This window comes from Billgrantia sp. C5P2, assembly GCF_051062895.2.
Map to the genome: position 1 here is coordinate 2,285,291 of NZ_CM128542.1, position 13,310 is coordinate 2,298,600.

At 59.9% G+C, this 13,310-nt stretch carries 14 protein-coding genes; 2 read left to right on the plus strand and 12 right to left on the minus strand.

Annotation, left to right across the window (positions count from 1 at the left end; translation table 11 throughout):
* Positions 1-8 precede the first annotated feature (8 nt).
* The 6 genes from ACRWQA_RS10545 to ACRWQA_RS10570 all read right to left on the minus strand — a co-directional run bounded on the left by ACRWQA_RS10545 (position 9) and on the right by ACRWQA_RS10570 (position 3,993).
* On the minus strand, positions 9-401 hold the full coding sequence (locus tag ACRWQA_RS10545; protein ID WP_434227599.1) for a hypothetical protein: 393 nt from the start codon (positions 399-401) through the stop codon (positions 9-11).
* 352 nt (positions 402-753) lie between these two features.
* Positions 754-1,089, minus strand: coding sequence for a hypothetical protein (locus ACRWQA_RS10550; RefSeq protein WP_434227600.1), 336 nt, complete (start codon positions 1,087-1,089; stop codon positions 754-756).
* Positions 1,090-1,296: 207 nt separating this feature from the next.
* The gene (locus tag ACRWQA_RS10555) at positions 1,297-1,650 is read right to left on the minus strand and encodes a hypothetical protein (protein WP_434227602.1); all 354 of its coding nucleotides are present in this window, start codon (positions 1,648-1,650) and stop codon (positions 1,297-1,299) included.
* Positions 1,647-1,850, minus strand: a complete 204-nt coding sequence (locus ACRWQA_RS10560) for a helix-turn-helix transcriptional regulator (protein ID WP_434227604.1) — start codon at positions 1,848-1,850, stop codon at positions 1,647-1,649. The genes ACRWQA_RS10555 and ACRWQA_RS10560 overlap by 4 nt, the downstream gene beginning before the upstream one ends.
* A 96-nt stretch (positions 1,851-1,946) precedes the next feature.
* Positions 1,947-2,567, minus strand: coding sequence for a hypothetical protein (locus ACRWQA_RS10565; protein WP_434227605.1), 621 nt, complete (start codon positions 2,565-2,567; stop codon positions 1,947-1,949).
* A 196-nt stretch (positions 2,568-2,763) separates the two neighbouring features.
* A complete protein-coding gene (locus tag ACRWQA_RS10570; protein WP_434227606.1) occupies positions 2,764-3,993 on the minus strand; it encodes a tyrosine-type recombinase/integrase in 1,230 nt (409 codons plus the stop codon).
* Between the two features lie 362 nt (positions 3,994-4,355).
* On the opposite strand from ACRWQA_RS10570, the gene nhaD reads away from it, so the two are divergent.
* The gene (gene nhaD, locus ACRWQA_RS10575; RefSeq protein WP_434227608.1) at positions 4,356-5,840 is read left to right on the plus strand and encodes a sodium:proton antiporter NhaD; all 1,485 of its coding nucleotides are present in this window, start codon (positions 4,356-4,358) and stop codon (positions 5,838-5,840) included.
* A gap of 86 nt (positions 5,841-5,926) precedes the next feature.
* On the opposite strand, the gene ACRWQA_RS10580 is transcribed toward nhaD, so the two are convergent.
* The 3 genes from ACRWQA_RS10580 to ACRWQA_RS10590 all read right to left on the minus strand — a co-directional run bounded on the left by ACRWQA_RS10580 (position 5,927) and on the right by ACRWQA_RS10590 (position 8,186).
* The gene (locus ACRWQA_RS10580; protein ID WP_434227610.1) at positions 5,927-6,187 is read right to left on the minus strand and encodes a hypothetical protein; all 261 of its coding nucleotides are present in this window, start codon (positions 6,185-6,187) and stop codon (positions 5,927-5,929) included.
* A 100-nt stretch (positions 6,188-6,287) separates the two neighbouring features.
* On the minus strand, positions 6,288-6,452 hold the full coding sequence (locus tag ACRWQA_RS10585; protein WP_446326282.1) for a small membrane protein YohP: 165 nt from the start codon (positions 6,450-6,452) through the stop codon (positions 6,288-6,290).
* 27 nt (positions 6,453-6,479) lie between these two features.
* The gene (locus ACRWQA_RS10590) at positions 6,480-8,186 is read right to left on the minus strand and encodes a potassium/proton antiporter (RefSeq protein ID WP_434227612.1); all 1,707 of its coding nucleotides are present in this window, start codon (positions 8,184-8,186) and stop codon (positions 6,480-6,482) included.
* Between the two features lie 141 nt (positions 8,187-8,327).
* Here ACRWQA_RS10590 and ACRWQA_RS10595 point away from each other — a divergent pair, with 141 nt between their 5' ends.
* A complete protein-coding gene (locus ACRWQA_RS10595) occupies positions 8,328-9,608 on the plus strand; it encodes an ABC transporter substrate-binding protein (RefSeq protein ID WP_434227613.1) in 1,281 nt (426 codons plus the stop codon).
* A gap of 6 nt (positions 9,609-9,614) precedes the next feature.
* On the opposite strand, the gene ACRWQA_RS10600 is transcribed toward ACRWQA_RS10595, so the two are convergent.
* The 3 genes from ACRWQA_RS10600 to ACRWQA_RS10610 form a co-directional block, all read right to left on the minus strand.
* Positions 9,615-10,397, minus strand: a complete 783-nt coding sequence (locus ACRWQA_RS10600) for an alpha/beta fold hydrolase (protein ID WP_434227615.1) — start codon at positions 10,395-10,397, stop codon at positions 9,615-9,617.
* A gap of 37 nt (positions 10,398-10,434) precedes the next feature.
* The gene (locus tag ACRWQA_RS10605; RefSeq protein ID WP_434227617.1) at positions 10,435-11,106 is read right to left on the minus strand and encodes a 7-cyano-7-deazaguanine/7-aminomethyl-7-deazaguanine transporter; all 672 of its coding nucleotides are present in this window, start codon (positions 11,104-11,106) and stop codon (positions 10,435-10,437) included.
* A gap of 206 nt (positions 11,107-11,312) precedes the next feature.
* The gene (locus ACRWQA_RS10610; protein WP_434227619.1) at positions 11,313-13,223 is read right to left on the minus strand and encodes a propionyl-CoA synthetase; all 1,911 of its coding nucleotides are present in this window, start codon (positions 13,221-13,223) and stop codon (positions 11,313-11,315) included.
* Between the last annotated feature and the right edge of the window lie 87 nt (positions 13,224-13,310).

Below are 13,310 nucleotides of genomic sequence, written 5' to 3' on the forward strand. Positions count from 1 at the left end.
GCTTCGTTCTACACGGACTGCAAGGTGCCGTGCAGCTTCTTCACGAAAGCGCGTAGGCGCTCCGTTCGTGAATCCTTTTCAGCGGTTACGCCAAGGGTCAGGGCCAAGTCCTGCGCATCCTCGATGCCTTGCCGCTCGGCTTCGTTGGCCAGCCCCTCCAGTGCGTTCAGCACGATGGTGCCGAAGTCGTACTCATGGTCACCGAGCGCCTGAAAATCCAACTGTCGGTTTGCCTGCTGATTGTCATCTCCTGCCGTCAGTTTCTCCAGGGCTTCCCGCACCAGGTCGGCACGGGTAGTCATTTCACCTGTCTGCATACGGCGCTGCTTGGCAAGGTCGTCCAACTGCTCTATCACGATGGCGGGAACTCGCACTGGCAGATGTACCTTCGGCCCATCCATTCTTTACTCCGTGTCACGTGTGATACACGTATGACAATAGTCCCGCCATAAGGGTTGTGCAAGCGCTTTTTGCCGGTGACGATAGGGCGGGCTGGCCCGGTGACGATCAGGGTCTCTTGTCGCTCCCGCCATCGCCTCGCAACGGTCCGATAACCACTCATCTGAGCAATACCCCCTGGTAACTTATAAGGGTCTTCAAAAATTGAAGTCACAAAACCTCGAAAAGTCGGGATAAGGCTGCAAATTTTGATGCCTTATCGGGTGAAAATCCGGCATTCCTGACTGGAAGGCATCATTTTCTGATGCCTATGACTTCAATTTTTGAAGCTGGTAATAATCGAATTGCATGGTCTTACCCTCCTGACAGCTTTCGTGGTGCAGCGATTGTGGGATGAACCTCAAGCATCTTGCCTGGACACTCATCGATCGGAGCCCATGTAAGCGCGTAGAGGGCGCAGCGAGCCCCGTCACGCCCTTTGTAGTTCGTGCGTGTCTTGGTGATCAGGTTGCACTCCTGAAGCTCTCGTAGCGCCTTGGAGAGCGTTGCTTCTGCCATGCCGCCCCAGTCCTGCATCATCTTGTGGGTGGCTGAGAGATCCCCGTTATTCTTACCGTTGTACTGATAGCCCAGCACAAGCAGCACCTTGAGCGCTGAGGGTGAAAGGTTGCGGAAGTCTTCATGTCCCATGAGAAATCTGGGTATAGCGAGAGCGCCCCCAGCCCCCCAATGGACCTTGGGTTTCTTCTTCGCCATAGGATTACCCTGCCTTGGGCACGGCCCCCCTAAAGGGGGCCGCTAGGTTGCTGGCGCTCGGCTGGGAATGTCGGCTATCATTCAAGGGCTCAATCATGAATGACGCCTCGACACCGGCAGCCGCTGTGTCGGGGCTTTGTTTTAACCGGCCTGGCATAGACTCTCTCCCCATTGCTGCCTGAACATTTCGCAACGCGCCTTGAATGCGGGGTCAGCGGCGAAGCAAGCTGCCATGAGATCCGAGTCTAGCCAGTAGTTCATCACCCGACGCGGCTCGCCGTTGAAGTCGCGCGTCAGATGAAATTCACGCTCGATGGGCCAGCCATTCTTGAGGGTTAGGTTGCTGATCCGGGTGCGGAAGTCCACCAACGGTAAACCGGTTCGAAGGTGATAGACGAACTGGTCGACACGCCTGCCCTCCAGAAGGAGGGCCAGCGCAGCCCGGCAGTGGGTGATGTGCTTGCCAGATGTGGGGAAGGTGGGAAGCTGGTTCATTGCGCCACCTCCCGACATGCCTCCCATGCTTCCAGGTCGGAGAGGCGCCAGCGGGTGCATTTGCCGCCGAGCTTTACCGGCTTGGGGAAGTCTCCTTCACGTGCCCAGCGCCAGGGAGTAACGCGGCCAACGCCGTAGCGCTTGGCTACCAGCTTGTCGCAGAGCCACTGCTCAGAATTTGAATGTTTCGCTGCTTCCATCTGATCCACCTTGTATCAATGTGTACAAGATGAATCCTGAGCAATTTCTCTGTCCTTATGTCCCAAATGGGAGCATCACCTTACCCATTTGGGGCTCTATAAGTCTTTGATTTCTTTTATAACGCTTACGACAGTATCTTCTTTCATCGACAAACCATGCTTATCCAAGATGGCTTGGACACTTGCGGCAGCTTTGTAAGGCTGTTCTGGAATATCCCCACCCAATGCCTCAAGCATGAGCGCCTTGATGAGCCTCAAATATGTGTTCTTCCTTTTTGGGTTGAGGGTCGTAGGCTTGCACTCTAACGCCTGAGTGCCTTTCGGCTCTTCAAGCCCAACCCGGATCGCGGGGGGGATACTTTCGTCAGGAATGCCTTGCGAATTCAGCCAGCGATACAGTTCGCGACGTTCAATGCTGAATATAACCGTACGAAGGTTCTCTTCAATCACCTCATCCAGCGTCACAGCACGATCGAGCGCCCTTCCCTCGAGCGGACCATGGGTAATCACTCCATCAGAGGCAGCATAAATATCTCGGATCTCAAGCTCTGAGCGAATGGCGGCATCCAGCATTCTCTCGCACCAGGTGCCAATGAGCGCAAGGTCGACTTTAAACCATCCATCCGTGTGCGGATTGACTTCTGCATAGCCAGCCAATATGGCTCCCGCCTCACTGCCCCTCAAGACTGGCGTTACAAACCAAGGTGAAAGTGCCATTTGCGTTACTCCTCACGCACTCCATTTGAAGAGGCTGGCCAGTGCGTTGGAGTATCCGCACGTTCGGGAGCTACCCTAGGCCAGCCAACACGGTGCGGCTGTACCCGCTTGTGTTCCTAGTGGCTTATGATGGGGCATTCGTTGGTTACGCCTGAAAAACGCTCATAAGCCGTTGCATTTGTTTATTTGCCGCAGATCACATCTCCGCCGATCGCAGCGGGACAACCTCACCCTTAGGCTGGGGCTTGTCGCAGAATTTCGCCCAGTCCTGCATGAGCTTCGCTCGCTTCTCCATCAGATCTCCACGGCGATACGCTGCCTCGGCTGCATTCTTGATCGTGTGGGCTAGGGCCATCTCGCAGACGTGATGCGGGTAGCTGGTACGTTCGGCAGCCCAATCGCGGAACGTCGAACGGAAGCCATGAACGGTGGCGCTCACTCCCATACGCTTGAGCAGGTTGGTCATGGCGTTCTCGCTGAGCGGACGCCCTCGCAGCGATGGGAATACCAGTTCTGCATTCCTGGGCATGTTCTCGAGCAGAGCGATGGCTTCTTTGGATAGGGGTACCCGGTGCTCCTTCTCCGCCTTCATGCGGCTGGCCGGAATGACCCATACACTGTTAGCTAGGTCTATTTCGCTCCAGGCGGCGCCCCTGGCCTCGTTGGAGCGTGTGGCGGTCAGCACGACGAACTCCAGGCAGCGGGCTGCTGTGCCCTGCTGCTGGCGTAGGTTGGCCATGAATTCGCCCATGTCATCGATCGCTAGCGCCTTGTGGTGCTGCACCTTGGTCACTTTGGAAGGCTTCGGAAGGATCGCGTCAAGGTTCCCTTTCCAGCGTGCTGGGTTGTCGCCTGACCTGTGGCCGTGAACCGTAGCCCAGGCCAGAACAGCCTCGATGCGCTGACGAACACGGGTCATGGTCTCCGTCTTGCTCTCCCAGTGGGGCTCTAGCACTTTCAGGACGTGGGCAAGATCAATATCTGAGACGGCCATCTTGCCAAGGATGGGGTATGCGTAAGTGCGAAGCGTGTTCTCCCACTGCTGGGCGTGCTTCACGTTGCGGGATTCGGCTTGCTTCTTCCGAATGACCTCGGCGGCGCATCGCTCGAAGGTGATGTCGCGTACCTGCTGAGCGAGCAGAGAGCTTCGTAGAGCGCGGCGCTCGGCAACTGGGTCGATACCATGCCGGATCTTGTCTTTCGTCTCACGTGCCCTTTCTCGTGCCGCTGCAAGGGGGGTGTCTGGATAGCCACCAAGGCCAATGTCTCGACGCTTGGCGCCAACGGTTGCGCGAAGCACCCAAGACTTGGCGCCTGACGGTGTGACTTGGAGATGCAGGCCGGCGACGCCGCCCACGGCATGCAGGCCAGGCTGCTCTAACCGCTTCACCTCGATAGCAGATAGCTCCCGCGCCTTCTTAGGCATGCCGCGCCCTCCTTTCCAACAATCTACCCAACAAAAACCGCTGTTATGGCATGATAGCTTGTGACACCACGCAGCACAAGAAAATAGAAGGAATGAGACTATGTCGGCGTAACTTACTGATTATTAGTGAAGAGATGCTCCGTAAAGAAACACATTGGCTCTGATGTGAGCGGCTTGTTAGGCGGGCTGTCCCTCCGCCACCCTTTTCGACCCCCTGACTCGTCAGGGGGTCTTTTCGTTTTCTGGGCACATTTTCTACCGTCTTCTTAGCCATTTGGCGACCTACTGCGCTGCAATAAGCCGTGCTAAAATGCGGGCGTTTTTTAACCCTTCCCGCAAATTAATAAACCAGGACTCGATCCATGCCTATTGGCTGCTTCACACTTCCCAGGCTACGGGGTATAACCCGCTGGCCGGGCGTGCTATTGCTCGCTTTTGGTATCCTGCTGTTCAGTCCCTCCGCGCTGGCGGTGACTGGCAGCCTGGATCTGACTAATTCGGCCGTCGGCTACATTGCCGTGGCCATCTTCGTTCTCGCCTATATGCTGGTCATGGGCGAGGAAAAACTGCACATGCGCAAGTCCAAGCCGGTACTGGTGGCCGCCGGTTTGATCTGGTTCATGATCGGCTGGGTCTATGTACAGTCCGGCATGCCCGACGATGCCGAGCACGCCTTTCGCGAGACGCTGCTCGAATTTGCCGAGCTGATGCTGTTCCTGCTGGTGGCAATGACCTATATCAACGCCATGGACGAGCGACGCGTCTTCGATGCCTTGCGCTCCTGGATGATTCGCAAGGGATTCAGCTACAAGCAGCTCTTCTGGCTGACCGGCGGCCTCTCTTTCGTGATCTCGCCGATTGCCGACAACCTCACCACGGCCATGCTGATGTGCGCCGTTGTCACCAAGGTAGCGGAAGGCGACAAACGCTTCATCAACCTGGCCTGCATCAACATCGTCGTGGCGGCCAATGCCGGCGGCGCATTCAGTCCCTTCGGCGACATTACCACCCTGATGGTCTGGCAGGCTGGTATCGTGCAGTTCTATGAGTTCTTTACCTTGCTGGTACCGTCGCTGGTCAATTTCCTGATCCCGGCGATTCTGATGACTTTCTTCATCAATAACCGCAAGCCGGAAGGCGTCTATGAAGATGTCTGGCTCAAGCGTGGTGCACGGCGTATTGTCCTGCTGTTCCTTCTTACCATTACGACCGCCGTGGCCTGCCATACACTGCTGCACCTGCCGCCGGTGCTCGGCATGATGACCGGCCTTGGCTATCTGCAGTTCTTCGGTTATTTCCTGCGCATGACCCTGCCCCGCTCGCTGGAGAAGAAGCGCATCCGCTATACCCAGCGCGGCGACGAACGCAAGCTGCGGCAGTTGGGTAGCGTGGTCCCCTTCGATGTCTTCAATCGCGTGGCCCGCTCCGAGTGGGATACCTTGCTGTTCTTCTACGGCGTAGTCGTTGCCGTTGGTGGCCTGGGTTTCCTGGGATATCTCAGCCTTCTTTCCGAGGCGCTCTACGTCGGCTGGGACGCCACCTGGGCCAACATCGTTCTGGGTGTGGTTTCCGCGGTGGTCGACAACATTCCGGTGATGTTCGCCGTGCTGACCATGGAGCCTGAGATGTCGCATGGCCACTGGTTGCTGATCACCCTGACGGCCGGCGTAGGCGGCAGCCTGCTGTCGATCGGATCTGCCGCTGGCGTCGCACTGATGGGCCAGGCGCGCGGCAACTACACCTTCCTGGGGCACTTGCGCTGGGCTCCCGCTATCGCTCTAGGCTATGCCGCAAGCGTTGCCACTCACCTCTGGCTCAATGCGGGCAGTTTTGCCATCACCGGCTGAATCGCCGCCTGCATCTGAGTTTTGCGCCCGGCTTCGGCCGGGCGCACGCTTTTAGCAAGCTTGTCTCTACGCTCGCCTTGAGAGGTTCATCTTCCCAGCATCACGACACTGGCCGGCGCGAAGAAGATCACGTAGCCGACGACCATTCCCACCGTCGCGCCTTGTCGACTGTGTATGCGCCCTATCAGCGCACCGACGAATGCCAGAAGCGTCGCGACCAGCATGCCGCCGAAGGCCAGGAAGAGGTCATGGTCGGCAGCGGGAGGCCACCGCAGTACCATGAAGAGAAAGGTGCCAATCACCTGCCCTGCCATCAGAGCGAGCCACTGTCGAGGCGAGAACAACATCGCAAGCTCCAGTCGGTTTCCTTGCTGCCTTATCTACATACTAGTGAAAGGAAGCCTGGTCTTGCGAAGGGGACACTGCTGCCCCGGCATTGGGCGCCTCTCAGAAGATGAGCATCAGCAGGCCGATGACGACGGCCAAGCCGATGAGAAAGATGATCCCGACGGTGCTTGCCAAGAACTTGAGCATATCGAGACACTCCCTTGTCGTTGTGAGACCTGCTCCTGCTGGAGCGTGGTGATATCGACGAAGATAGTGGTCACCCATGAGGATGACAAGCGAGGCGGCTGCTCATCAGTAAAGGCGCAAGCCGACCCGGGTGACACGATTGCCGTCCATTTCGCTGACGACCCAATGAATGCCGTGCCAGTCGACGTCATCGCCGACCACCGGATGGCCGCCAACACGCAGCGAGACGAAATCGGCCAGCGTCATTTCGCTCTCGCCCGGGCTGAGCGTGAGGCCATAGACATTGGCAATATCCCTCATCAAGGCATCGCCATCGAAAGTGAAGGTGCCGAAGAAGGCGCGTTCGCGCTTGAGCTTGGAATCGCCACTGAATAGCCGATTGAGTGCCGGCACGTCTTCACTGCGGCCGATGACGCAAAGAACGTCCCCCGGCTTGAGCCGGGTGCTGCCCTTGGGGTGCAGCATGGCATGTTCGCGGAAGAGTGCCGAAATCACCGCGCCGGAGGGAAAGCGCAGCAGGCGGATGGGAACATCTTCGAGGTCCTGGTTATCTACCTTGTAGACGAACATCTCGTAATCGTTTTCCGGCAGGATCCCCAGTGGCCCCCGATGATCCGGGGTGACCCCCATGGGGATTTCCACCTTCGTCCAGCGTGCCATCAGAGGCAAGGTGCCGCCCTGAATCAGCAGGGACAGCAGCACTACGGCAAAGGCGACATTGAAATAGAGCGCGGCATTCTCCACCCCACCAATGACGGGAAAGATTGCGAGTACGATGGGAACCGCCCCCCGTAACCCCACCCAGGAAATGAAGCCTATCTCCCGCCAGCGGAAGCGGAAGAAGGGTTTAACGGTGATCAGTACCGCCAGCGGCCGTGCGACGAAGATAAGGACTAGTGCGACCAGCGAGGCCGGCAGGGCGAATTCAAACAGGCCCGAGGGGTTGACCAACAGGCCCAGAATCAGGAACAGGCCGATCTGGCTCAGCCAGGCCAGGCCATCATGGACGGGGAGAATGAAGTTGAGGTGCCGGCCCGGTTGGTTGCCGATCATCAGCCCGGTCAGGTAGATCGCCAGGAAGCCGCTTCCTCCAAGGAAGCTGGTGGCACCGAAAACGCAGAAGCCCAGGCCCAGGGCCAACAGCGAATAGAGCCCGGGCGCGAGGTCGAGCCAGCGCAACAGCTTGGCGCTCAACCAGCCGCCGCCCAGGCCGATGAGTGTGGCGAGGCCGAATTGCAGCACCATGAACATCACTAACTCGAACGGGCCTCGAATATCTCCCACCAGCAGCTCGACCAGCAGCAAGGTCAGGAAGATGGCCATCGGATCGTTGGTGCCGGATTCGATCTCGAGCGTCGCGCTCACGCGCTCGTTGAGGTGTACGCCACGCCCGCTGAGCATGGAGAATACCGCCGCCGCATCCGTCGAGCCGACAATGGCGCCCACCAACAGCCCTTGCACCAGGGTAAGGTCAAAGACCCACATGGCGAACAGCCCCACCACGCCGCTGGTGACGAATACGCCCAGCGTGGCCAGTGACAATGCGGGCTTGAAGCCGACGCGAAAGGTCTTGAGCCGGGTCCGCAGGCCGCCATCGAGAAGAATCATGGCCAGCGCAAGGTGGCCGATCAGAAACGCCAGCGAGTAGTCGTTGAACTGAATGCCCAATATGCCCTCTTCACCTGCCAGCATTCCCAGGCCCAGGAAGATCAGCAGCAACGGCAGCCCCACCATGGAAGAGATGCGGCTGGCCACGACACTGAGGGCAATCAGAAAACCGGAAAGCAGAAAAAGGGTATTGATGGTGTCCATGCATGACCTCGAGCTGGAATGGCTCCATTATGCCACGGGAGCCAATGGCGAGCAGGCTGCGCCTCGGCTAGCCATGACAGGCACGACAACGATAGACTGGCCGCTTACCGATGTTTACGTATTTCCCGGAGATTTCCATCCATGGCCAAGCCCCACCGTAGCCGCATGGCGCGCGCCTTGGCTGGAACGATCGTCATTCTCCTCATGTCGTTTTCACCGCAGCTTCCTGCTGAAGCCGACAGGGAAGCCGTGCCGCTTCCCGCTCCCCCGCTGCGGCTCGATACCATCGTCAAGGTACCCTCCTTGCTGCTGCGGGATACCGAGGCCTTGGCGCCAAGCGAAGCCACGCCGGTGATAGAGGTGCCGCCGTCGATCAAGGACTCTGGGCACCGCGAGCGCCGACCGTCGATCGAACCGCATGAGCGGCGGCTCACCGAGCCGGAGCGTTTAACCGGGCCGGCGCTGGATGTGCCCACGATGGTCAGTGAGCCTGCCGATCCCATCGTACCGCCGCCGACGACCCGCCTGACCGTCACCCTGGACTGGTATCTCAATCCCCAGCATGCCTCCCTGCTGGTGGCGCGTGAAAAAGGGATGTTCGCTCGTCGCGGGCTGGATGTGGCGTTGGTCGTGCCAGCGGACCCCAGCGTGCCTGCCAAGCTGCTGGCGGCAGGCCGTACCGACTTGGCCCTGGGGCGGCAACCCCAACTGCACTTGTTGGCTGACAAGGGGCTGCCTCTGGTACGCGTGGCCACCCTGGTCGCGGCCCCCGTTTCAGGTCTGGTGTTGAGCGATAGCCTCGAGAACGAGAGGCGCGAGATTTCGCTCGAGGGGCTGCATATCGGTTTTATCGGTGTCGACGGGCGCGATGCGCTGCTGGCAGGCATGCTCAAGGAGCTGCTGGGCGTGGCCAGTGGTCTGGAGCTTGTGGAGCTCGAGGACGTCGGCTACTCGGTCCTTGATGCCATGCGAGAGCAGCGTATCGATGGGGTGCTGGTGCATCATCGCTATCTGCTCCCACGGCAACTGGCCGATGAGGGGGTAATGACACGAATCTTGCCAAGCGAGGCGTACGGGCTACCCGCATACGATGGCTTGATCATGATGGCCAATAGGGACCAGCTCAATGGCAAGCGCGATGCCGTGCGGCGGCTGATATCGGCTCTCGAAGAGGCCACTCTATGGATCGTCAATCACCCGCAGGAGGCCTGGCAGCTGCTGGAGAGGGCTGAGCCCGCACTCGCCGACCACAGCAGCCGAGACGCCTGGGATGATATCTTCCCTCGCCTGGCACTGCAGCCGGCAGCCGTGGATCGGGGGCGCTACCTGCGCTTCGAGCAATTCCTCCTCGATGCAGGCGCGGTCGAGGCTGCTACGCCGCTGGAGCGGCTCGCCATCGATCTCGGGACGGCCGCTCCCTGACACTCCTCAGGCAGCCAGCGAATCCAGAAAATCGTTGACCGCTGACTGGAAGGCCTCGGGCTGCTCGGCATGCAGCCAGTGGCCCGCCTCTTCGAGAGTGACCAGGCGTGAGTTGGGAAGCACTTCGCGCAAATTCGGCAAGGCCGAATCCGGAACGTAGTTCGATTTCCCTCCTCGTAGCACCAGCACCGGTCCTTCGAAGGCTCCCTCTCCGGCCGGCCCCTGCATGATGTCGCGGTAGCCGGCTTCGATCTGGTCGAGGCCGATTCGCAGCCCGAGGCCGCCATCTTCCCCTCGCTCCAGGTTGGTGGCCAGAAACAGCCGGGTGGCACGCTCCTCGACATGCTCGGCCAGCAGCTCATCGGCTTCGCGCCGGTTGGTGGGATTGCCACGCTGGAGATGCCTGAGCCCGGCGAATACGGCGTCATGGCCATGCCCATAGGCCTGTGGCGCAATATCCGCCACGATCAGCGATACCACCCTCTCTGGCGTCAGTCGCGCCAGGCTGATGACGACCTTGCCACCCATGGAATGGCCGAGCAGGTGCGCCTTCTCGATATGCAGGCGATCCATGAGTGCCAGCAAGTCTTCGGCCATCTCGCGGTAACTCATGCCTTCGGCGTGCGGCGAGCGACCGTGGTTGCGCAGGTCGACCGCTACTACACGTCGCTGCGCCTGCCACTGCTTGACATGAGAGCGCCAGTTGTCGGCGCTGCCCAGCAGGCCATGGATCACGATGAGAGGCGTGCCATCTCCACCGGTGTCGTGATAGTTGAGTTCGACGCTCATGCTTCTCCCCCTTGGTTGGCTTGACGATGCCTGCCGATCAGGAACGTTGTGGAGCCAGGTCCTGCTGTCCGGTGAACTCCACCAGCCTGCGGCTCAGCCAGGCCAGCAACACGCCATAGAGCGGCAGGAAGAACAACAGGCTGATGGCGAGCTTGATCACGTAGTCCACCGTTGCGATCTCGACCCAGTTCGCCGCCATGAAAGGATCGGGACTGCGATGGAATGCCATGGCGAAGAACGCCGCGGTATCGGCAAGGTTGCCCAGTACGGTGGAAACCGCAGGCGCTATCCACCAGGCCCGCAAACCGCGCAGGCGGTCGAAGACCTGGACGTCGAGCAACTGGCCCAACACATAGGCCATGAAACTCGCCAGCGCGATACGAGCCACGAACAGGTTCCCCTCTCCCAGCGCTTCGAGTCCGACGAAACTACCGCGCGGAAAGATGACCGAGACGACATAGGAGATGACCAGCGCTGGAAGCATGACCCGCATGATGATGGCTCGGGCCGGCCCTTTGCCGAACAGCCTGACCGTGAGGTCGGTTGCCAGGAAGATGAAGGGAAAGCTGAACGCTCCCCAGGTGGTGTGAAAACCGAACAGGGTAAAAGGCAGCTGCACGAGATAGTTGCTGGCGGCGATCACCAGGATATGAAATGACACCAATAGCAACAGGCAGCGGCGCTGCTGCGCTTCCGACAAGACGAACATGAGCGAATCCTTTTTGGCGGCCTTGGTGTGGCCATGTCGACAGATGAGGGGTGAGGGAACCCTCGCCGGCGCCCGACAGAATCGGTTACCGGAATGAGGCGGCGATTATACGCGGCACCGATGATACTGGCCAATGTGTGATTGCCGGCATCAACGAAGCGCGCCGCCAGGAGGCGGCGCGTTGCAAGTTTCCGAGTCGGCCTGGCTCAGACCTGGCGGGCCTCCTGTGCGGAGCCGACGTCACGCTCCTTCATGGCTTCATGCACATCCTGCAAGCTGGCCGGATCGTCGATGGTCGAGGGTACGCCGTACTCCTTGCCGTCGGCGATATTGCGCAACAGCTTGCGCAGGATCTTGCCGGAGCGGGTCTTGGGCAACCGATTGACCACCAGCACCTGCTTGAAACAGGCAACCGGACCGATTTTCTCGCGTACCAGGGCGATCAATTCGTTCTCGAGCGTGACCTCGTCGCCGTCGAAGCCATCCTTGGGTATCACCAGGCCGACAGGGACCTGCCCCTTGAGCGCATCGTGGATGCCGATGACGGCGCACTCGGCCACTGCCTTGTGCGCGCCGACTACCTCTTCCATCTCTCCGGTCGAGAGTCGGTGACCCGCCACGTTGATGACATCATCGGTACGCCCCATGATGAACAGATAGCCATCCTCGTCGAAGTAGCCGCCATCGCCGGTCAGGTAGTAGCCGGGGAAAGCCGCCATGTAGGCGCTGTGAAAGCGTTTCGGATCGCCCCATATTCCCACCAGGCAACCCGGTGGAAGGGGCTGCTTGATGACCACGCTGCCCTGCTCCATCGGCCCGGCCTGCTCGCCCTCGCGATCGAGAACCTGCACGTTGAAGCCGGGCACCGGCACGGTAGCGCTGCCGGCCTTGGTGGGCATCGCCTCGAGCCCCTGCAGGTTGGCGGCGATCGGCCAGCCGGTCTCGGTCTGCCACCAGTGATCGATCACCGGCACCTCGAGCAGATCGTCGAGCCAATGGAACGTCGGCGGGTCGAGGCGCTCGCCGGCTAGATACAGCGCCTTCAGGCAGGAAATGTCGTATTGCTGCAGCAGCTTGCCGTCGGGGTCCTCCTTCTTGATTGCACGGAAGGCCGTCGGTGCGGTGAAGAAGCTCTTGACCCGGTACTGGCTAATCAAACGCCAGAAGGCGCCGGCATCCGGCGTTTTGACCGGCTTGCCCTCGTACACCACGCTGGTACAACCACGCAGCAGCGGTGCGTAGACGATATAGGAGTGGCCGACTACCCAGCCCACGTCCGAGGCGGAGAAGAATACGTCGCCCGGCGCCACGTCGTAGATGGTCTCCATCGAGTAGTGCAGCGCCACCGCGTAGCCCGCGGTATCGCGAACGACGCCCTTGGGTTTGCCGGTGGTGCCGGAGGTATACAGCACGTATAGCGGATCGCTGCCCTTGACCGGCACGCAGTCGGCTGGCGTCGCGTTCTGCATCAGCGTCGCCCATTCGTGGTCGCGAGCGCCTAGCTCGGCACGCTGCTGCTCGCGCTGCAGATAGATGCAGGCATCGGGTTTGTACTCGCTTTGCTCGATGGCTCTGTCGATGTTCGGCTGGTAAGGAATCACCCGGTCTATCTCGATGCCACAGGAGGCGGCGACAACGACCTTCGGCCGGGCATCGTCGATTCGAACGGCAAGCTCGTGCGGGGCGAAGCCGCCGAAGACCACGGAATGCACTGCCCCCAGTCGTGCGCAGGCGTACATGGCCACCAAGGCTTCCGGCACCATGGGCATGTAGATGACGACCCGGTCGCCCTTCTCCACGCCGAGCCCCTTCAAGGCCCCGGCGAACAGCGCCACGTCGTCGCGCATTTCGCGATAGGTCAGGGTGCGCTTGGCGCCTGTCACCGGCGAATCCCAATAGATGGCCGGCTGGTCGCCACGCCCCTGAGCTACATGATGGTCCAGCGCCGCATGGCAGATGTTCATCTCGCCGTCGGTGTACCAGCGGGCATGGCCCTGCTCGTCGTATTCGAGAATGGTCGTGGGCGGCGTGAACCACGGGATCCGGCGTGCCTGATCGGCCCAGAAGGCTTCCGGTTGTTCGATGGAGCGTTGGAATTCGGCATTGTAGGTTGTCATGAGCGTCTTGTCCGGCATCGCCACTTGGATTGTTGACACTTTAGAGACTTCCACCGAAATTTCCTTCATACCATCGGCTAATTCGGC

Excerpts from the sequence above, each read along its gene's own strand:
- ACRWQA_RS10565 (WP_434227605.1), bottom strand. The coding sequence starts at position 2,567 with ATGGCACTTTCACCTTGGTTTGTAACGCCAGTCTTGAGGGGCAGTGAG.
- ACRWQA_RS10545 (WP_434227599.1), bottom strand. The coding sequence starts at position 401 with ATGGATGGGCCGAAGGTACATCTGCCAGTGCGAGTTCCCGCCATCGTG.
- ACRWQA_RS10600 (WP_434227615.1), bottom strand. The coding sequence starts at position 10,397 with ATGAGCGTCGAACTCAACTATCACGACACCGGTGGAGATGGCACGCCT.
- ACRWQA_RS10605 (WP_434227617.1), bottom strand. The coding sequence starts at position 11,106 with ATGTTCGTCTTGTCGGAAGCGCAGCAGCGCCGCTGCCTGTTGCTATTG.
- ACRWQA_RS10595 (WP_434227613.1), top strand. The coding sequence starts at position 8,328 with ATGGCCAAGCCCCACCGTAGCCGCATGGCGCGCGCCTTGGCTGGAACG.
- ACRWQA_RS10610 (WP_434227619.1), bottom strand. The coding sequence starts at position 13,223 with ATGACAACCTACAATGCCGAATTCCAACGCTCCATCGAACAACCGGAA.
- ACRWQA_RS10590 (WP_434227612.1), bottom strand. The coding sequence starts at position 8,186 with ATGGACACCATCAATACCCTTTTTCTGCTTTCCGGTTTTCTGATTGCC.
- ACRWQA_RS10560 (WP_434227604.1), bottom strand. The coding sequence starts at position 1,850 with ATGGAAGCAGCGAAACATTCAAATTCTGAGCAGTGGCTCTGCGACAAG.
- ACRWQA_RS10570 (WP_434227606.1), bottom strand. The coding sequence starts at position 3,993 with ATGCCTAAGAAGGCGCGGGAGCTATCTGCTATCGAGGTGAAGCGGTTA.
- ACRWQA_RS10555 (WP_434227602.1), bottom strand. The coding sequence starts at position 1,650 with ATGAACCAGCTTCCCACCTTCCCCACATCTGGCAAGCACATCACCCAC.
- nhaD (WP_434227608.1), top strand. The coding sequence starts at position 4,356 with ATGCCTATTGGCTGCTTCACACTTCCCAGGCTACGGGGTATAACCCGC.
- ACRWQA_RS10580 (WP_434227610.1), bottom strand. The coding sequence starts at position 6,187 with ATGTTGTTCTCGCCTCGACAGTGGCTCGCTCTGATGGCAGGGCAGGTG.
- ACRWQA_RS10585 (WP_446326282.1), bottom strand. The coding sequence starts at position 6,452 with ATGGGTGACCACTATCTTCGTCGATATCACCACGCTCCAGCAGGAGCA.
- ACRWQA_RS10550 (WP_434227600.1), bottom strand. The coding sequence starts at position 1,089 with ATGGGACATGAAGACTTCCGCAACCTTTCACCCTCAGCGCTCAAGGTG.